The sequence below is a fragment of the Priestia megaterium genome, from assembly GCF_023824195.1.
GTDB classification, from domain to species: Bacteria; Bacillota; Bacilli; order Bacillales; family Bacillaceae_H; genus Priestia; species Priestia megaterium_D.
Map to the genome: position 1 here is coordinate 2,302,758 of NZ_CP085442.1, position 18,731 is coordinate 2,321,488.

The window sequence follows — 18,731 nt, forward strand, 5'->3', positions numbered from 1 at the left end:
AGTAATATATAGAACTTCCATACTATTCTAATTTTTAACTCGCTAGCTAAGCAAAAGATGCGTATGTTCTGGGGATGAAGGCATACATAGTAGCACGAAGTATAGAGAGAAATGGAGAGGGAAAAAACAATGAAAAAAGTATCAATTCGGTCTGTATTAAGTACAGTAGCATTTTCGGTTGCTTTATCTTCTTTTGCAATGGGAGCATCCGCTAACGGAAATTCAAAGCCGGCGCTTGAACCGTCTTTAGTTAAAATTCAAGGAGACTATAACTTAAAATCAGCAAAAAAAGTAAAAGTTATTGTGGAGTTAAATGAAGAGTCTGTAGCGGAAGCAAAGAAAAAGGGAGTAGCGCAAAGTAAAGGAAAGATTAAAAAAGCGCGTGACGAAGTGAAAAAAGAGCTTTCAAAAGCTTCTAAAACTTCAAAAGTAAAGCGTGAATATGACCAAGTATTTTCCGGATTTTCAGCGGAACTTCCGGCTAATGACCTTGAAAAAGTAGCCAGTTTACCCGGAGTAAAAGCTATTTATCCGAGCGTTGAATATCATACAACAGAAGTGAAATCGAAAGAAGTGAGCGCCGAAGAATACGGTTCTGAAATGGATAAAAGTATTTACTATGTAGGAGCAGATCAAGCGTGGAAATCAGGATATACAGGTAAAAATATGACCGTAGCCGTTATCGATACAGGCGTCGATTACGACCACCCGGATTTAAAGTCAGCGTTTGAGAAATATAAAGGATGGGATTTTGTTGACGATGACAAAGACCCTCAAGAAACGCCGGCTGGAGATCCAAAAGGCGAAGCGACAACGCACGGTACGCACGTAGCGGGAACAATTGCAGCGGATGGGAAAATTAAAGGGGTAGCTCCTGATGCCCATTTACTTGCTTATCGTGTACTAGGTCCAGGAGGAACAGGTACAACGGAAGACGTGATCGCCGGTATTGAACGTGCCGTAGAAGACGGAGCGGATGTAATGAACCTGTCGCTTGGAGATACAATTAATAATCCAGACTTGGCAACGAGTATTGCATTAGATTGGGCAATGGAAGAAGGAGTAGTAGCTGTTACATCAAATGGAAACAGTGGACCAGCTAACTGGACAGTAGGCTCTCCGGGGACGTCTCGTGAAGCTATCTCAGTTGGTGCGACTCAGCTTCCCTACAATTTGTATAAAACGACATTAACTGTAGATAACGCAAGCTATGCTTCAGCTGAAGTAATGGGCTTTCCAAATGACAAGGCATTACTGGATGCAAGTGGTAAAAATTATGAATTTGTACCTGTCGGACTCGGAAAACCAGAAGACTTTGAAGGAAAGGACGTAAAAGGAAAAGTAGCGGTTATTTCTCGCGGTGACATTGCGTTTGTAGATAAAGTTGACAATGCGAAAAAAGCCGGTGCTGTGGCAACGGTGATTTACAATAACGTAGAAGGAACGATCCCTGATATTCCAGGTACATCTCTGCCAAGTATTCGCCTATCAAAAGCCGATGGACAAGCTTTGGTAGCTTCTTTAGCAAAAGGATCCGTCACGGGCTCTTTTAATGCAACATTTGATCAGACGGTTGATGAAACAATGGCTGATTTTTCATCTCGCGGACCCGTTGTGGATACGTGGATGATTAAGCCAGACATTTCAGCACCTGGAGTAGACATTATCAGCACAGTGCCAACAAATGATCCAAGCAACCCTCATGGATATGGATCAAAACAAGGAACAAGTATGGCCGCGCCGCACGTAGCGGGAGCAGCAGCGTTAATTTTACAGGCGCATCCAAATTATAAAGTAGAAGATGTAAAAGCATCTTTAATGAACACAACGGAACTGCTTCGTGACCGCAACGGGCTGATTTATCCTCATAATACGCAAGGTGCAGGAAGCATGCGCGTAGTAGATGCAATTAAAGCAAAAACGCTTATTACACCAGGAAGTCATTCGTACGGTGTTTTTTATAAAGATAAAGGGAAACAAGTAGAAAAACAAAGCTTCAACATTAAAAATCTATCAAATCACAGTCAAAAATACTCGATCAAAGTAAAATTTAAGAAAAGCCATCAGGCAATTGACGTTAAATCAACAAACGATTTAGTTGTTAATGCAGGAAAAACACAAAAAGTAAATCTAAATGTAAAAGTAGATGCAGGGAAATTATCTCCTGGCTATTACGAAGGCACAATTACCGTAAGTAACAATAAAGAAACGTACGATGTTCCAACAATCTTATTTGTAAAAGAGCCGGACTATCCTCGCGTCACTTCTGCCTATGTAGATGTACTTGGAAATGGATCATTTGAATACGGCAGTTATTTACCAGGAGGAGCAGAGAAGCTTAGCTATTACATTTACGATGCAACGTTAGAAACAGGGGAATTGTTAAGTTCGTATACGAATGTAGCAAAAGGATTCTCTAGCGCAACGTGGGACGGAAAAATTAATGGTGAAGCTCTTCCAGCGGGAACGTATTATTTATACGCAGAAGCAGTGAAAGCAGGTCAGACGACCGGTTCTTTAGGAGAATTTGAAATTAAATAAATAAAAAAGAGAGTGTCAGTCTAACTGACACTCTCTTTTTTATTGAGCCGTATATCCACCATCGATCACAGCAGCTTGGCCGGTTACGCCTTTTGCTAAATCACTTGCTAAAAACATTGCATAATCTGCAATTTCATCGACAGCAAGTAAGCGCTTTTGAGGAACAAGAGGATAAATGACTTCTTCTAGTACTTTTTCAAGCGCTACATTTCGCGTACGTGCCAAATCTTTTAATTGATTTTGAACAAGCGGCGTATCAACATAACCAGGGCAAATCGCATTTACCGTAATGCCGTGCTCTGCACCTTCAAGAGCAGCCACTTTCGTTAAGCCAATCACGCCGTGCTTAGCACTGTTGTATGCCGCTTTTCCTGAGAAACCAATCAATCCGTTAATGGAAGACATGTTCAAAATGCGGCCGAATTTTTGCTTTTTCATAATAGGAAAAGCATGCTTAGTCGCAACAAAAGGTGCAACAAGCATAATTTTCGTTAAAAGTTCAAATTTTTCAGTAGGAAATTCTTCGAGCGGGGAAACAAATTGCATGCCAGCATTGTTAATTAATACATCAAGGCGACCATATGTTTCAACCGTTTGAGCAATCATTTGTTCAATATCACTTTCATTTGTCACATCTGCTTTAATGCCTAATGCTTCGTAGCCTTTTGTCTTCAATTTGTATGCCGCTTTCTTAACTCCATCTTCATTTAAGTCAGTTAAGACAACAGTCGCTCCATCTTCAGCAAAGCGCTCACCAATTTGATAACCAATACCTTGAGCTGCACCTGTAATTAACACAATTTTGTTTTCAACCATCGTTTTTTCCCCCTTATATGTAGATGATATAAAATCGCTTACTTTTCCATTTTATCAAAAAATATCTTGATTTAGCGAGTTTTTTAACTGTACTTCACGCGAAAAGAATGGGTGTGGGAAGGGGTGTTTACTATCTTTACTTCCACATTGCTAACAGAAGCGAACGGCGAGGGACCTTTTTTAATTTCTTCAATAAATTTTTGGATATTACTTTCTTCACCTTCAGCATCAATTTCCACTTTTTGATCGTCTCGATTTCGTATCCATCCGTTAATGGAGCATTCCATTGCTTTTAGCTGCGTGTAGTGACGGAACCCAACTCCTTGAACGCGTCCGTCTACAATCATATACACATGTTTTTTCACTGTTCTCACCTCACAGGCAATTTTCCCTTTTTTATAAAAAAGAAAACAACTACAATCTTACTTTTCACTGTATAATAGAAAAAGACATTGTAAGACTTTAACAGTTTTAATGTAGATTAAATAAGAAAGAAGGGTTATGAATGCAAGCAGCAGCACGAACGAAGCAAGCGCAGCCGGCGACGATTTACCGTATTTTATTTGCTATTAGTTTAGGACATTTCCTAAATGATTGTATGCAGTCCGTTATACCGGCACTTTTTCCTGTCCTTGAAAAATCGATGAATTTAAACTACACGCAAATCGGTTGGATTGCCTTTGCTTTAAACATGACGTCATCGATTATGCAGCCGGTGTTCGGCGTATTTGCCGATAAGCGTCCCTCGCCATTTTTATTGCCAATTGCGATGTGTCTAAGCATGATTGGTATGGTTGGGCTCGCTTTAGCGCCAAATTTTTATTTTGTGATTATATCTGTCTTATTTGTAGGGTTCGGCTCAGCTATTTTTCACCCGGAAGGTTCTCGCGTAGCGTATATGGCAGCAGGAGGAAAACGGGGGCTGGCGCAGTCTATTTATCAAGTTGGCGGAAATACGGGACAGTCGATGGCTCCGCTATTTACGGCATTTATCTTTATCGGACTTGGTCAGTTTGGCACGATTTGGTTTACGTTAATTGCAGGTATCGGCGTAGTGGTTTTGTATAGCGTCTCTAAATGGTATAAATCGGAGTTAGCTACTCGTCAACGCTTGAAGAAAAAGCAGTCAGATGCTTCATTTACGATGAACAAGCAAATTATTTTTGCGGTTGGACTTTTAATTTTTCTTGTTTTTGCACGTTCATGGTACGGAGCAGGCATCCTTAATTTCTTTCAGTTTTATATCATTGAAAAATTTAATTTGCCTATCAAAAGTGCTCAGCTTTACGTTTTTTTATTTATGATTGCAGGGGTATTTGGAACATTCTTTGGAGGTCCGCTTGCCGATCGTTTCGGAAAACGAAATATTTTATTGTTTTCTATGTTAGGGTCAGTACCGTTTACTTTATTACTCCCTCATGTTTCTCTAGGAGTGGCAGCACCTCTTTTAGTACTAATCGGCTTTGTTCTTCAGTCAAGTTTCAGCGTCACGGTCGTCTATGCTCAGGAGCTGATGCCGGGAAAAATCGGGTTGGTTTCCGGCCTAATTGTAGGTCTTGCTTTTGGAATGGGAGCTTTAGGAGCTGTTGTATTCGGTAAATTAGCCGATGTCTTCAGCCTTCAGTTTATCATGCTGTTTTGCAGCTATCTTCCAATTCTAGGGCTGCTAACATGGCTGTTACCGAGCGATAAGCGTGTGAAAGAAATGCACGAAGCAAAATAAGAAAAAGAAAAAGAAAAAGCAAACGCAGGGTAGCGTTTGCTTTTTCTATGAGCGTGAAGCAAATTTCAAGACGAATTCATATTTTTCTCCTACAATAGAGACAATAGAAATTGAAAATCGAAAGGAAGAATCACCTATGATTAAGCTAAGCGTATTGGATCAGTCTCCTGTTTCAAGCGGATCAACACCAAAGGAAGCGTTGAAACGCACGGTAGAGCTGGCTAAATTAACGGAAGAGTTGGGCTACCATCGCTTTTGGGTAGCGGAACATCATAATACGAACGGTCTTGCAGGCTCATCTCCGACACTTTTAATGACGCACTTAGCTTCTCGAACGAGCCGAATCCGAATTGGATCTGGAGGAGTCCTTCTTCCTCAATACAGTCCGTATAAAGTAGCAGAAGATGCTCAGCTGCTTGAAAATCTGTTTCCTAATCGAATTGATTTAGGTCTTGGACGGTCACCGGGAGGAGATGCGCTGACTCGGCTTGCGCTGACAGATGGAGTCCGTAAAAGCCTCAATGAATTCCCTCGTCAAATTCAGGCGTTAAAAGGACATCTTGAGCATAATTTGCCGTCTGATCATCCGTATTACGGAGTGACGGCTTATCCGTTAAGTGAAACAAAGCCAGAACTGTGGCATCTTGGCATTAATAAAAGAGGAGCAAGATCTGCTGCTGAGCTGGGCATCTCTTTTACATTTGGACACTTTATTTATTCAGTTGGAGGACAAGAAGCCATTCGTCATTATAAACAAGAATTTATCCCTTCTTCGTATCAATCAAAGCCTAAAACCAACGTATGCGTATTTGTTGTATGTGCAGAAACAACAGAAGAAGCCGAGCAGCATGCCAAAACGCTAGATGATTGGCTATTGAAAGTAGCAAAAGGCGGGGATACAACAATTTCATCGATAGAAGAAGTGCACAATCGTTCTTATTCAGAAGAAGAGCTAAAAAAAATAAGCACCAATCGCCCTCGTATGATCGTAGGAAATCCAGCTGAAGTAAAACAAGAATTAATTGAGCTGCAGCAAAAATACGATAACGACGAATTTTTAATTATTACAAATATCCATGATTATGAAGCGAAAAAGAAGTCTTATGAACTGCTTGCAGAGCTATTTCCTCAACCCTCATTTTTTTAAGAAAAAGATGAGTTTTTTTACAGAATTAAATGTTAGAATATTTAAAAAGGAGGAGTGACATGCACGTAGATAAAAAAAGTGTAAGCAACCAAACAAGCACGATTACCTATACACATATTAAAACGGAAGGGTCTAGTAGCATTTGTTTTATGTTTTCAGGCCTGGGCTATACATATGAAAAGCCGCTATTGTATTATGTAACGATGCTGATGCTAAAACATGGAATTGAAGTTGTTCATATCCACTATACATATCCAAAAGAGCTGATGACAAAGTCTACAGATGAGATTGCAGATGTTATGATGAAAGACATTGATCTCGTGCTACAAGACGTTTTATCTCACAATGACTATAAAAATATCATATTTGCAGGAAAATCGATTGGCACAATTCCGCTGATTCAGCAAATTATGAAAGGTGAAGCCTACAAAGCCGCAACGATGCTTTTACTGACCCCGCTTTTAACAAGAACAGAACTATTTGAAAGTTTACTAGAAAGCACTCATAAAGGTCTTATTGTAATAGGAACTCTTGATCACTATTATACTGAAGAAGTTTATCAATTAAAAACAAACACAATGAATATTCAAGTGATTGAAAATGCCGATCATTCATTGGACGTTTTGTATACTCCCACGGAATCGTTAAAGGCGCTGGAAACCGTTTTGAATGGCATAGAACAGCTTCTGTGAGATAGGAAATAAGGAAAGGAGTACAAAATGGATACGCTACGTGAAATTATTTGCGAAAAAAGAGCCTACAGCTATTCACCTCATACTCATGATCATAACTACAGTCAGCTTTTGTTTCCGCTAGCAGGTGCTCTTGATATTCAAACAAGCGAGCAGCACTTAACGCTGCAAGAAGGATGCTTTTACATTCCGCCTCGTCAGCTGCATACGTATCAAGCTAAAAATACAAATGAATGTTTGGTCGTTGATATTCCTTTGAAATTTACAGAAAGTGCGCATCTTTCTCAACAAGCAGCTTTTATTCAATGGAATTCAACATGGAGAGCAATTCGCTACCTTTTACTTGATGGGCTTCAAAAAAGCACTGACAGGGGGGCGCTTGAAGATTTAGTCCGTTACGTTCAGCATTATTTACCAAAGAAACAAACGTTTAAATCCATCGATTACCTTCATGCTAACTTTAATCAAGAGTTAAACATAGAAAGCCTTGCCAAGCTGGAAAATTACCATCCTGCCTATTTTTCTGCTTGGTTTAAACAAAAAACGGGCTATTCGCCTCAAAGCTATGTAGCGCGTATACGTTTAAATAAAGCAAAAGAACTGTTAAAAGAGACGGGATACTCGGTAACGTATATTGCGCATGAAGTCGGCTATCACAGCTTGTCTTCATTCACTAAATGGTTTGCAAAACAAGAAGGAGTCTCACCCACGCAATATCGAAGTATCTTAAAAATAGACAAATAATATCATAAAAGTGGAAAAACTTTTTTCTTTCTTTTAGCTATGATAAAAGAAAGGAGATGGAATGATGAATACTTCATTATCAAAAATACTTATATTATGTACAGCTGTATTATGGGGAACTACAGGAACTGCCCAAGCTTTAGCATCTGCTGAAGCGCATTCCGTGGCGATTGGAGCGGTACGTTTAGCTGTAGGGGGACTGTCGCTTCTTGCAGCTTGTCTTATTCAAAAAAAGAAAGTGGGCGTAAGACACCTTCCTATTCTGCCTCTTACGGTTGCTGCAGCAAGTATGGCCGCTTATCAGCCTTTATTTTTTTTAGCTGTTATTAAAACGGGTGTTGCAGTAGGAACAATGGTGGCAATTGGGAGTGCGCCGCTTTTGTCAGGAGTGTTAGATTACATAGTTTACCGCAAGAAACCTACAAAAAAATGGCTGCTTGCCACGTTTACGGGTATTATAGGGTGCTGCTGCTTGTTGTTAAAAAAAGATAGTCAAATCGACGTGATAGGTTTGGGTATGGCGATAGGAGCAGGGGCGTCTTTTGCTTGCTATACGACTGTTAATAAAAAAATTGTTCAGCATGTTGATCCGCAAGTAGGCGCTTCTCTTGTGTTCACAGCCGCCGCTGTTTTACTGATACCATGCTGGTTTATGTACGATATGAGCTGGCTAGTTTCTTTAAATGGAATAGGCATCGCTCTTCACTTAGGAATACTTACGACGGCTCTTGCTTATGTATTATTTTCTACAGCGCTCAAGTCGGTGCATGCGTCTACCGCCGTGACGTTATCGTTAGCAGAGCCCGTTACCGCTTTTTTACTTGGCGTCTTTTTCTTAGGAGAATCTCTAACTTTGGTGAACATATGCGGAGCAGCACTAGTATTTGCTAGCTTAGCGTTTTTAACGTATTCTCCGAAGGCATCGCTAAATCAAGGGGTGCGTATATAAAAAAATCCCCTTTCTCTAGAGAAAGGGGATTTCTTATTAAGCGTACATGCTAGCTACTTGTTTTTGCAGGTTGCTGTCTTCTAAATACTCATCATACGTCATTTGCTTGTCAATTACTCCGTTTGGCGTAATTTCAATTACACGATTTGCAATCGTTTCAACGAACTGATGGTCATGAGATGTGAAAATCATTGAACCTTTGTAGCTGATAAGTCCATTATTTAGTGCTGTGATTGATTCTAAGTCAAGGTGATTCGTAGGATCGTCTAGTAAAAGAACGTTTGAACCGCTTAGCATCATTTTAGAAAGCATACAGCGAACTTTTTCTCCTCCGGAAAGAACGTTGGCTTTTTTCAACACTTCTTCACCAGAGAATAGCATTCTGCCTAAGAAACCGCGTAAGAAGCTTTCGCTTTGGTCATTAGGTGAATACTGACGCAGCCAGTCTACTAAGTTTAAATCTCCGTTTTCAAAGTACTCGGAGTTGTCTTTTGGGAAAAAGGCTTGAGACGTTGTCACACCCCATTTGTACGTGCCGCTGTCTGCTTCCATTTCACCCATTAAAATCTTCATTAATGTTGAATTTGCAAGTTCGTTGCGGCCTACAAGAGCGATTTTGTCATCTTTATTCATAATAAAGCTTACGTTATCAAGCACTTTTACGCCGTCAATTGTTTTTGTTAGACCTTCAACGCGAAGTACGTCATTTCCAATCTCACGTTCCGGCGTGAAGTTCACGTACGGATAGCGACGAGAAGAAGGGCGGATGTCATCTAATGAAATTTTATCAAGCAATTTTTTACGAGACGTTGCTTGTTTTGATTTCGATGCATTTGCGCTAAAGCGAGCGATAAAGGCTTGAAGCTCTTTAATTTTTTCTTCTTTTTTCTTGTTCGCATCTGATGCCATTTTTTGTGCTAATTGACTTGATTCATACCAGAAGTCATAGTTACCAACGTAGACTTGGATTTTACTGAAGTCAAGGTCAGCAATGTGCGTACATACTTTGTTTAAGAAGTGACGGTCATGAGATACAACAATGACTGTGTTTTCGAAATTAATTAAGAACTCTTCTAACCATTGAATTGCTTGAATATCCAAGTTATTCGTAGGCTCATCTAAAAGTAATACATCAGGTTTTCCGAATAAAGCTTGTGCAAGAAGCACTTTTACTTTTTCACTACCCGTTAGTTCAGCCATTTTTTTTGCGTGAAGATCTTCAGAAATACCTAATCCTTTTAAAAGAATAGCTGCTTCTGATTCTGCTTCCCAACCGTTTAATTCAGCAAATTCACCTTCAAGCTCAGCTGCTTTCATTCCGTCTTCATCTGTGAAGTCTGCTTTCATATAAATAGCATCTTTTTCTTGCATTACTTCATAAAGGCGAGCGTGCCCCATAATAACGGTTTTCATAACTTCTTGATCTTCATATTCGAAGTGGTTCTGTTTTAAGACAGCAAGGCGTTCGCCAGGGCCCATATGTACATCACCAGTTTGAGATTCAATTTCACCAGATAAAATTTTTAAAAACGTTGATTTTCCAGCACCGTTTGCGCCGATTAATCCATAACAGTTACCAGGCGTGAATTTAATATTCACATCTTCAAATAACTTTCGGTCGCCAAATCGTAAACTTACATTACTAACTGTAATCATGTATGAGCAGTCCTCCAAATTCAATATCTATAAAATTATACCATTCTTTTGAGATAAGAGCGATATGAATACAATATTTCAAACATAAAGTGTAACCGACACTTTAAGCACTCGTCAACCATTTAAGGGAATTTTTGAGCGGTAAAACTTAATTATTCTAGCATTCACCAAAACATTCAGCGGCAAACCAGCATGTCTGATCCTTCAGTAATCAGCTCTTTTTTATTTTTAAGATGGATGTTGTCTTCCTTTGTATAAGAAACAAAGAGAAGAATAATACTACCTGGTAAATAAAAGAATTTTTATGAAGTAAACACTGATATTTTACGGGTGCTTATTTCTGAAATTGGTTTGACATAGACATAGATAGGGTGATTATCATGTGGAAATTAGTTGTTTCCTATCTTCCAGAAGGGCCAGTTTTTATACAAACAGTTCTGGTTTTTTTCATCCCGTATATAATCTACAAATTATTAAGCGGGATTCGTAATTCAGAGGAAGAGTGATGAAAGTGAAAAAATGGAGATCAACAGTAAAAAAAATAGGAAAACATGCGCACGAGAAGGAAAACAAACAGGAATCTATACATCAAGATTCACCTAATCATGTTACTGATCATTTAGCTTTAACTCTAGAAGTAATTAAAAATGAAATTGGTCATAATTCCGACGTTCATTTTCGGGATTTTATTATAGGACGCACCGGCATTCAGGCAGCTATTATTTTTGTAGAGGGGCTATCAGATAAAGATCTTATTGAAAAACATATTTTGTCATCATTGATGGCTGATTTTTCAAAAGAATACCAACAGGATCAGCTTTACGTAAAGGGAAGCCTTTCAAAACAGTGTATTAAAAGCCAAGTATTATCAATCAGTGATGTAGAAGAGGTTCATTCTATTAAAGAAGTAACATCAAAAGTCTTAACAGGATCTACGGCTCTTTTAATTGACGGGTTATCACCTGCCTTGATTCTTGGTACAAGCAAAGTAAAAACAAGGACGATTGAAGAGCCCGTATCAGAAGCATTGGTGAGAGGGCCAAGAGTAGGCTTCACTGAATCTTTAAGTGATAATACTTCTTTATTAAGAGGAAGCGGAGATATTGAAAATTTGTCGCTGGTGAAATTTCAAGTAGGAAAGCGTTCCAAAAAAGACTTAGTTGTTGCTTACATAAAGGAGATTGTTGATCCAGAGCTAGTTGAAGAAGTAGAAAAACGAATTAAAAAAATTGATCTTGATAATGTACCGGAGTCAGGATATGTTGAACAACTCATTGAAGATAATTACCTTAGTCCCTTTCCTCAGGTACAGAATACGGAGCGTCCCGATCGTGTAATTGCTGCTTTGATGGAAGGGAGAGTAGCCATTTTATTAGACGGGACGCCTTTTGCTTTGATCGCCCCTGTTACGTTTAGCATGATGTTACAGTCGCCGGAAGATTATTATGAAAGGTGGATTCCCGGTACATTCATTCGTTTTCTTCGTTATATCGCAGTGGTTCTTTCCCTTTTTACACCGGCTTTGTATATTGCGTTTATTTCATTTCATCCAGGATTAATTCCGACTAAGTTAGCTATTTCTATTATAGGATCAAGGTCTGGTGTTCCGTTTCCCGCCCTTATCGAAGCCTTATTTATGGAATTATCCATCGAAATTTTGAGAGAAGCCGGACTCCGATTGCCGAAACCCATTGGTCCAGCAATGGGCATTGTCGGTGGGTTAATCATTGGAGAAGCTGCGGTGCAGGCAGGAATCGTTAGCCCTATTTTGGTGATTGTAGTGGCGTTAACTGCCATTTCATCGTTTTCTATTCCCCAATATAGTGTAGGAATCACATTGCGTATTCTTCGGTTTGTAGCCATGCTTTGTGCTGCCATACTTGGATTATATGGCGTCATCTTATTTTTCCTTTTTATGATGAGCCATTTAGTGAAACTAAAAAGTTTCGGCGTACCTTATATGAGTCCCGCTGTTCCTTATCGTTTAAGTGAATGGAAAGACTTGGTAGTCCGTATGCCTCTGATGATGATGAAACGACGTCCAAAGATGATGCACACCAAAGATCCTCTACGAAAAGGGTAGCTTATGATGAAAGGAAATGGGCCGTTAGAAATGATAAATTCAAAAGATCGTATTACGACGCCTCAAACAACTATTATTATTACCAACTTTATCCTTGGAACAGGGATTCTTACCTTGCCCCGGGCAGCTGCGGAAAAAGTGAAAACACCAGATGTTTGGCTAACTGTTATTTTAGGGGGGATAGTCACTATGATAGCAGGGGTAATCATGGTGAAATTAAGTCAACGCTTCCCTGAAAAAACCTTTTATCAATACAGCCAAGAAATTGTAGGGAAATGGATAGGCAAGTTATTTAGTTTCCTCATGATAGGTTATTTTTTGGCACTTGGTGGGTTTCATGCTCGTTCATTGGCAGAGGTAACTGGATATCTATTGTTGGAAGGAACCCCCAAATGGGCTATAATCATGCCATTTATGTGGGCAAGTCTCTATCTGATAAGAGGGGGAATAAATCCAATTGCCCGTATATTTGAGATTATATTACCTATTACGGTTATTCTTTTTTTACTTGTTGCCTTTATGAGTATCAAAATATTTGAAGTAGATAATCTGCGCCCGGTACTAGGTTCAGGTATTACGCCGGTGCTAAAAGGGATAAGGACAACAGCTCTTGCGTTTACTGGGCCTGAATTCATGCTTTTAATATTGGCATTCATGAAAGAACCAAACAAAGCAGTAAAAGCTGTACTAGTTGGTACTGCCATTCCTTTGCTTCTTTATGTTATTACCGTCGTGATGGTTATCGGAGCGTTCTCAGTGGATGGAGTGGTTACGAGAACATGGCCTACGCTTGATTTGATAAGAAGTTATGAATTAACTGGGTTAATCTTTGAACGCTTTGATTCCTTGCTGCTGGTGGTATGGATTATGCAAATGTTTACTTCTTTTAATGTTAACCATTACGCTGCTTCATTAGGACTGTCTCAGCTTTTTAAAAAAAATGTCCATCCATTTATGTATGGTGTGCTTCCAGTTATTTATCTCATTTCCATGATCCCTAGAAATATCAATGATGTATTTAAATTAGGAGATATGGTTGGCAACGCTGCCCTGATTTTATTTGGCTTTTTACCGGTGCTGCTTCTTATCATTTCAAAAATAAAGGGGAGAAAGTATGAGACAAGCCTCTAATCACGTACGGTTCTTCTTATCGGTTTTGCTTTCTGTTTTTTTGCTCTTTCCTCTGGCGGGCTGTTGGAGCAGTCATGAAATTGAAGAACGAAGTTTAGGAGTAGGTGTGGCGCTTGATAAAGCTAACAAGTCCATGACCGAAAAAGAATTTGATGAACAAGAAGAGTATCCCAAAAGGAACTTGATTACGTCAACCTATCAACTGATCACCCCGCAAGTGGCAAGTTCAACAACTGTCCAAGGAGGATCTCAGCAGAGAGCTTACGTGAATATGGCTGAAACGGGAGATTCTATTCATCAAATGACCCGTGAACTATCATTGAGAAGAGAGACTTCCATTGCCAGCCAACATCTAAAAGTAATTATTATTGGCGAGGCTCTTGCACGAACGTATAGCTTAGGAAAATTAGTGAATGAGTTTCTTCGTGATAATGAGATTAGACCAAGCTGTCTTGTACTTATTAGTAAAGGGAGAGCTAGCGACGGGCTAGAATCGAAGACAGCAGGAGAAATCCCAGCATTTCGTTTGGCTGGAATGGTGGAAAATGCATATCGAACAACGAGAATTTTACCTCCCACATCGCTCATTAAATTAGAGAGCAATATTGAATCAGGGACTAGTTTTCTATTGCAAAATGTATTATCAGCAAATGGGGAAATCAAATTTGCTGGTGCTGCCATAATTAAAGGGAAAACAAACAAAATGATTGGTTTTTTGAATGAAGAAGAACTAGATGGTCTGATTTGGATCACAGGAAAAGGGAAAGGCGGGCTAGTGAAAAGCTTTGATAAAAAGACCGGTCAGCTGATTGTATACGAAATAGAATCTATGAAAAGTCATATTGAACCTCATGTTAAAGGAAATAGCATTTCCTTTAATGTGCATATTGAATCAGAGGGAAGGCTATCTGAAAATTGGGTGGTCTCAGGAAATCCTTTAAAAAATCAATTTTTACAGAAGGTGCAAAAAAACTCAGAAAAAAAAGTGAGGAACCTCGTAAGAAACACGGTAGAAAAAATGCAAAAAGAATATAAAGTCGATGTGGCCGGGTTCGGAAATCAATTGAGAATCAAGAGGCCCAGAGTATGGATGAGGGTTAAAGACAATTGGGATCAAACATTTAGTGAAGTTCCAATTAACTATGATGTGAAATTAATGATTAAAGATTATGGAACGTCAGGATCAAAAAAGTGAGTAGCTAAGTACAATTTTGCTTGTTTTGATGTTGAAAATGAAAGAAACTAAAAGGAATAACCTTAGAGCTTGCTAAAAAATATTTCCTCTAGTAAGGAGCGTGAGGGATAAATGAAAAATAAGAGCTGTCCAGAACCGACAGCTCTTATTTGCTATTCAAAAATATAAGCTAATGCTTGAAGAGCCTGTTCTGGCGTTTCGACTACAACTTGGGCTTTGTTTGACAGTTCTTTAAGCGGATGATGCAGCTCTTCAGGGCGAACTAAAATTAGCGGTTTATCTAATGCAATGGCTGTCGACGCGTCCATTGCGCTGTTCCACTGCTTGTATTTTTCGCCAAATAAAGCAATAACTACATCAGATTTTTTAAGGAGCACCTGCGTACGTAAATTATTAATTTGAGAAGCAGCTTCATCTTTTAAGACAGCGTTAGGCTGTTTTCCTAAAATTTCTTCTCCAATGTTGTCGGAGCGGTCATGGTCTGTCATGGGACCGACAAAGGTAAGGGGAAGGTTTAATTGTTCTGCTTGGTTTTTAATTTCGTCTCGCCAGTTATCGTGAATTTGCCCGGCAAGGTATACGGTTAAGTTCATTATGTAGAAGTCCTCCTCTAACTAAAGTTTGTTTTATTTTATCAAATGTAAGCGGATAATACGAATGATTTGAATGGGGTTCTTTGCCAAAAGATAAGGTTATAGTAGACAAATGGATAAAAAAGAGAAACAATAGAAGGCGTATTGCTAATTAAAGAAAGGATGTACATGATGACAGAAACAGTGCTACAAGTAGATCATGTCAGTAAAGTAATTGGGAAGAAAACCATTTTGCATGATGTATCCTTATCGGTTGAGCGCGGTGAGATTTTCGGATTGCTTGGTCCAAATGGTTCTGGAAAAACAACGCTAATTCGTACCGTCGTAGGACTCATTAAAGAAACAGAGGGAACGATTACCGTTAACGGCTTTCCTTTAAAAGAACAGTTTACATCAGCTATGAAATCAATTGGAGCGATTATTGAAAACCCTGAGTTTTATGATTATCTGACGGGCTATCAAAATTTAAAACACTTTGCGAATATGCATGAAGGAATCACATCAGAACGCTTGGATGAAGTCATTGCGCTAGTAAAACTTGAAAACAGCATTCATGCAAAAGTGAAGACGTATTCTCTTGGAATGAGACAGCGTTTAGGAGTAGCTCAAGCTATTTTACATAAGCCTGCATTGCTTTTACTAGATGAACCAACAAACGGTCTAGACCCAGCGGGAATGAGAGAGTTTCGTACATATTTACAAACGCTTTGCAGGGAAGAAGGAATTTCGATCTTAATCGCGAGTCACTTATTAAAAGAAGTAGAAGCATTATGTGACCGCGTTGGCATTATTCAAGACGGCGAGTTAAAAGCCGTTCAAGACCTATCTCCAAATCGTCAAGATCAAGGAATGTACGTAGAATTTGAAGTGTCTGATGCGCAAAAAGCAGCGGAACTTTTATCACAAGAATTTGAAGTAACAATGAGATCACATAGTATCGACGTGGCGATTGTAAAAGAGCAAATTCCAGCTGTGAATAAAAAATTAGTGGACAGCGATATTTTAGTCTACCGAATTACCCCTGTGTATGAGACGCTTGAAGATTCGTTTATGTCCGTTACGGAAGGAGAGCATCATGCTTAAGTTAATTCAAAATGAACATATGAAATGGTTTCATAAAAGAAGTACAAAAATCACGTTTATTACAATCGGCATTTTAACTCTTTGTATGGCTCTTTTAATGAAGAAAGTAGCAAACAGTGCAGGAACAGAAGACAACATTTTGAACTTCCTGTCATTTAGTTCAGGTATGCTGATTCTCGTTCAATTTTTCGCGCTTGCTGTTGGAGGGTCAATGGTTGCAAAAGAGTTTGAAGCAGGTACCATTAAGCTTCTTTTAATTCGCCCTGCTAGACGTTCAACGATTTTAGCATCCAAGTACCTAACCCTCATTTTAATTAGCTTGTATTATTTACTGAGCTATTTGCTTTTTTCGTTTGTATGGGGAGCATTGTTCTTTGGCTTTACCAGTCTAGAAGGAGATGCGCAGCTGCTTAAAAACATTACGCTTACGTATGACAGTGCGTATATGGAAACGTTTATGATGATGACGTTCGCATTCATGCTGTCGTCTTTATTTAGAAACAGCGCGCTTGCTTCAAGTCTAGCTATTGTCGTAAGTATCGGGGCGAAAGCAGTAACTGGAATAGTATCAAAGTTTGGTTTATGGTGGGGGAAATTTTTACTGTTCGCCAACACAAACTTTGTGCAGTATATGGACGGAATGAAGACGATGTTTGACGGAATGACAATTCCATTTTCAATCTTCATCTTAGTCGCGCATTTTGTCTTCTTTATGGGCGTAGCTTGGGCAGCGTTTTTGAAACGAGACGTAGCTAATTGATGTGAGAATTTTCGCACTATATATTTTTCTAAAATAGCATTTGACAATTAAATAAAAAGAGCTTACAGTAGTGAAAGACTATTTTTAAAACAACTATAAACTTCTTATCAAGAGAGACGGAGGGACTGGCCCTATGATGTCTCGGCAACTGGCTGTACGCAGTGCGGTGCCAAATCCAGCAGACGATGTTTCGTTTGGAAGATGAGAAGGGTAATCTTATGATACAAATAAGAGACCTCTTCTTATCAATAAGAAGAGGTCTTTTTTTATTACGTAAACAAGAGGTGTTAAGAATGGAACAACAAAAAGGAAACGGCTGGGCGCTGTTACCGCTGGGCGTCTTTTTAGTCCTGTTTGTCGGATCAGGAATTATAACGGGAGACTTTTATAAGCTGCCTGTATTAGTAGCCATTATCATTGCAGCCATTGTGGCGCTGGCTATGAACCGCAAAGATTCACTTAATGTAAAAGTGGAGCGTTTTGCTAAAGGAGCAGGGCATCCTGATATCATTATTATGGTGCTTATTTTTATTTTAGCAGGTGCTTTTTCTGAAGTCGCTAAAGGTATGGGAGCTGTTGATTCAACGGTAAACTTAGCGCTTTCTGTGCTTCCGCAAAGCTTAGTCGTAGCAGGAATCTTTGTTATTGGCGCATTCATTTCAATTTCGATGGGAACATCAATGGGAACAATTGCTGCGCTAGGACCTATCGCTGTAGGAATCAGTGAGCAAGCGCATGTTTCTGTTACATTGGCAATAGCCGGTGTGATTGGCGGTGCAATGTTTGGTGATAATTTATCTGTTGTTTCTGATACAACCATTGCGGCAGTTCGTACGCAAAAAACAAATATGACAGATAAATTGAAAGTGAACTTTTTTATCGTACTTCCTGCAGCGATTGTTACAGTGATTCTATTGCTTGTAATGACGCTAGGCAACACGTCATCAGTAGAAATTAAAGATTTCAGCTGGTTTAAAATCTTGCCTTATATCGGCGTACTCGTTGCTGCAGTATTTGGTGCAAACGTATTAAGCATTTTAACCGGAGGAATTGTGCTAGCCGGCGCAATTGGATTAGCTGACGGAAGCTACACGCTTTCCTCTCTTGCCAAAACTGTGACAGAAGGTATTGGCGGAATGTCAGAGTTAATTATTCTATCTCTGTTAATTGGTGGAATGGTTGAACTCATTCGCTATAATGGCGGTATTCAGTTCTTATTGAATTTATTAACACGACGCATTCAAACAAAAAAAGGCGGAGAATTCAGCATCGCTGGATTGGTAAGTTTAACAAATTTAGCAACGGCTAATAACACGATTTCAATTATTACGGCAGGTCCGTTAGCAAAAGAAATCTCTGATAAGTATTCAATTGATAATCGTAAATCAGCCAGTCTGCTTGACTTGTTTTCATGCAGCGTTCAAGGGCTTATCCCTTACGGCGCACAAATGCTTCTCGCAGCAGGATTTGCTAAAGTTTCACCGATTGAGATTATTCCATTTACATTCTATCCAATGTTAACAGCGGTTTGCGGGATCATTGCGATTGTAATTGGATTTCCTCGTTTAAATAAAAAGTCTAAGTCATCTAAAGAAGCTGCGTAATATCAAACCCTTAA

General features: G+C 39.2%; 16 protein-coding genes and 1 riboswitch. Of the genes, 12 read left to right on the plus strand and 4 right to left on the minus strand.

Going from position 1 to position 18,731, the window contains the following annotated elements:
* Positions 1-129 precede the first annotated feature (129 nt).
* Positions 130-2,541, plus strand: a complete 2,412-nt coding sequence (locus LIS78_RS11640) for a S8 family serine peptidase (protein ID WP_286676957.1) — start codon at positions 130-132, stop codon at positions 2,539-2,541.
* Between the two features lie 39 nt (positions 2,542-2,580).
* On the opposite strand, the gene LIS78_RS11645 is transcribed toward LIS78_RS11640, so the two are convergent.
* Together LIS78_RS11645 and LIS78_RS11650 are read right to left on the minus strand one after the other, a co-directional pair.
* The gene (locus LIS78_RS11645) at positions 2,581-3,357 is read right to left on the minus strand and encodes a 3-hydroxybutyrate dehydrogenase (protein ID WP_195780154.1); all 777 of its coding nucleotides are present in this window, start codon (positions 3,355-3,357) and stop codon (positions 2,581-2,583) included.
* Between the two features lie 83 nt (positions 3,358-3,440).
* Positions 3,441-3,722, minus strand: a complete 282-nt coding sequence (locus LIS78_RS11650) for an acylphosphatase (RefSeq protein ID WP_195780153.1) — start codon at positions 3,720-3,722, stop codon at positions 3,441-3,443.
* Between the two features lie 140 nt (positions 3,723-3,862).
* Here LIS78_RS11650 and LIS78_RS11655 point away from each other — a divergent pair, with 140 nt between their 5' ends.
* The 5 genes from LIS78_RS11655 to LIS78_RS11675 all read left to right on the plus strand — a co-directional run bounded on the left by LIS78_RS11655 (position 3,863) and on the right by LIS78_RS11675 (position 8,612).
* On the plus strand, positions 3,863-5,080 hold the full coding sequence (locus LIS78_RS11655; RefSeq protein WP_209151624.1) for an MFS transporter: 1,218 nt from the start codon (positions 3,863-3,865) through the stop codon (positions 5,078-5,080).
* 136 nt (positions 5,081-5,216) lie between these two features.
* Complete coding sequence (locus tag LIS78_RS11660) at positions 5,217-6,227, plus strand: LLM class flavin-dependent oxidoreductase (protein ID WP_195780151.1); 1,011 nt, start codon at positions 5,217-5,219, stop codon at positions 6,225-6,227.
* A gap of 59 nt (positions 6,228-6,286) precedes the next feature.
* Positions 6,287-6,919: an alpha/beta family hydrolase gene (locus LIS78_RS11665; RefSeq protein WP_209151628.1), complete on the plus strand. Its 633-nt coding sequence runs from the start codon at positions 6,287-6,289 to the stop codon at positions 6,917-6,919.
* A 27-nt stretch (positions 6,920-6,946) separates the two neighbouring features.
* Entirely contained in the window at positions 6,947-7,663 is a 717-nt protein-coding gene (locus LIS78_RS11670) for a helix-turn-helix transcriptional regulator (RefSeq protein ID WP_252285206.1), read from the plus strand.
* 64 nt (positions 7,664-7,727) lie between these two features.
* Complete coding sequence (locus LIS78_RS11675) at positions 7,728-8,612, plus strand: DMT family transporter (RefSeq protein ID WP_209151630.1); 885 nt, start codon at positions 7,728-7,730, stop codon at positions 8,610-8,612.
* A 36-nt stretch (positions 8,613-8,648) separates the two neighbouring features.
* Here LIS78_RS11675 and LIS78_RS11680 read toward each other — a convergent pair whose 3' ends face one another.
* Entirely contained in the window at positions 8,649-10,268 is a 1,620-nt protein-coding gene (locus tag LIS78_RS11680) for an ABC-F family ATP-binding cassette domain-containing protein (RefSeq protein ID WP_013083037.1), read from the minus strand.
* 505 nt (positions 10,269-10,773) lie between these two features.
* On the opposite strand from LIS78_RS11680, the gene LIS78_RS11685 reads away from it, so the two are divergent.
* From LIS78_RS11685 to LIS78_RS11695, 3 genes are read left to right on the plus strand one after another with little or no spacing between them, the layout of a single operon-like run.
* Positions 10,774-12,351 (plus strand): spore germination protein, encoded by a 1,578-nt coding sequence (locus tag LIS78_RS11685; RefSeq protein WP_252285207.1) that lies wholly within the window; start codon positions 10,774-10,776, stop codon positions 12,349-12,351.
* A gap of 3 nt (positions 12,352-12,354) precedes the next feature.
* Positions 12,355-13,482 carry a spore germination protein gene (locus tag LIS78_RS11690; protein WP_209151632.1) on the plus strand — a complete coding sequence of 376 codons (1,128 nt, stop codon included), beginning with the start codon at positions 12,355-12,357 and terminating at the stop codon, positions 13,480-13,482.
* Positions 13,466-14,677 carry a Ger(x)C family spore germination protein gene (locus tag LIS78_RS11695; RefSeq protein ID WP_252285209.1) on the plus strand — a complete coding sequence of 404 codons (1,212 nt, stop codon included), beginning with the start codon at positions 13,466-13,468 and terminating at the stop codon, positions 14,675-14,677. The genes LIS78_RS11690 and LIS78_RS11695 overlap by 17 nt, the downstream gene beginning before the upstream one ends.
* A gap of 152 nt (positions 14,678-14,829) precedes the next feature.
* Here the strand turns inward: LIS78_RS11695 and LIS78_RS11700 are convergent, their stop codons facing one another.
* Positions 14,830-15,270, minus strand: a complete 441-nt coding sequence (locus LIS78_RS11700; RefSeq protein ID WP_195780138.1) for a YtoQ family protein — start codon at positions 15,268-15,270, stop codon at positions 14,830-14,832.
* Positions 15,271-15,441: 171 nt separating this feature from the next.
* Between LIS78_RS11700 and LIS78_RS11705 the strand changes: the two genes are divergently transcribed.
* From LIS78_RS11705 to LIS78_RS11715, 3 genes are all read left to right on the plus strand, one after another.
* Positions 15,442-16,353, plus strand: a complete 912-nt coding sequence (locus tag LIS78_RS11705; protein ID WP_209151634.1) for an ABC transporter ATP-binding protein — start codon at positions 15,442-15,444, stop codon at positions 16,351-16,353.
* Positions 16,346-17,113, plus strand: coding sequence for an ABC transporter permease (locus LIS78_RS11710; RefSeq protein ID WP_209151635.1), 768 nt, complete (start codon positions 16,346-16,348; stop codon positions 17,111-17,113). Before LIS78_RS11705 ends, LIS78_RS11710 begins: the two co-directional genes overlap by 8 nt.
* Positions 17,114-17,214: 101 nt before the next feature.
* Positions 17,215-17,321: riboswitch (SAM riboswitch) on the plus strand.
* Positions 17,322-17,406: 85 nt separating this feature from the next.
* A complete protein-coding gene (locus LIS78_RS11715; protein WP_195780135.1) occupies positions 17,407-18,717 on the plus strand; it encodes a Na+/H+ antiporter NhaC family protein in 1,311 nt (436 codons plus the stop codon).
* Positions 18,718-18,731 lie beyond the last annotated feature (14 nt).

Excerpts from the sequence above, each read along its gene's own strand:
- LIS78_RS11640 (WP_286676957.1), top strand. The coding sequence starts at position 130 with ATGAAAAAAGTATCAATTCGGTCTGTATTAAGTACAGTAGCATTTTCG.
- LIS78_RS11645 (WP_195780154.1), bottom strand. The coding sequence starts at position 3,357 with ATGGTTGAAAACAAAATTGTGTTAATTACAGGTGCAGCTCAAGGTATT.
- LIS78_RS11655 (WP_209151624.1), top strand. The coding sequence starts at position 3,863 with ATGCAAGCAGCAGCACGAACGAAGCAAGCGCAGCCGGCGACGATTTAC.
- LIS78_RS11660 (WP_195780151.1), top strand. The coding sequence starts at position 5,217 with ATGATTAAGCTAAGCGTATTGGATCAGTCTCCTGTTTCAAGCGGATCA.
- LIS78_RS11665 (WP_209151628.1), top strand. The coding sequence starts at position 6,287 with ATGCACGTAGATAAAAAAAGTGTAAGCAACCAAACAAGCACGATTACC.
- LIS78_RS11670 (WP_252285206.1), top strand. The coding sequence starts at position 6,947 with ATGGATACGCTACGTGAAATTATTTGCGAAAAAAGAGCCTACAGCTAT.
- LIS78_RS11675 (WP_209151630.1), top strand. The coding sequence starts at position 7,728 with ATGAATACTTCATTATCAAAAATACTTATATTATGTACAGCTGTATTA.
- LIS78_RS11680 (WP_013083037.1), bottom strand. The coding sequence starts at position 10,268 with ATGATTACAGTTAGTAATGTAAGTTTACGATTTGGCGACCGAAAGTTA.
- LIS78_RS11685 (WP_252285207.1), top strand. The coding sequence starts at position 10,774 with ATGAAAGTGAAAAAATGGAGATCAACAGTAAAAAAAATAGGAAAACAT.
- LIS78_RS11690 (WP_209151632.1), top strand. The coding sequence starts at position 12,355 with ATGATGAAAGGAAATGGGCCGTTAGAAATGATAAATTCAAAAGATCGT.
- LIS78_RS11695 (WP_252285209.1), top strand. The coding sequence starts at position 13,466 with ATGAGACAAGCCTCTAATCACGTACGGTTCTTCTTATCGGTTTTGCTT.
- LIS78_RS11700 (WP_195780138.1), bottom strand. The coding sequence starts at position 15,270 with ATGAACTTAACCGTATACCTTGCCGGGCAAATTCACGATAACTGGCGA.
- LIS78_RS11705 (WP_209151634.1), top strand. The coding sequence starts at position 15,442 with ATGACAGAAACAGTGCTACAAGTAGATCATGTCAGTAAAGTAATTGGG.
- LIS78_RS11710 (WP_209151635.1), top strand. The coding sequence starts at position 16,346 with ATGCTTAAGTTAATTCAAAATGAACATATGAAATGGTTTCATAAAAGA.
- LIS78_RS11715 (WP_195780135.1), top strand. The coding sequence starts at position 17,407 with ATGGAACAACAAAAAGGAAACGGCTGGGCGCTGTTACCGCTGGGCGTC.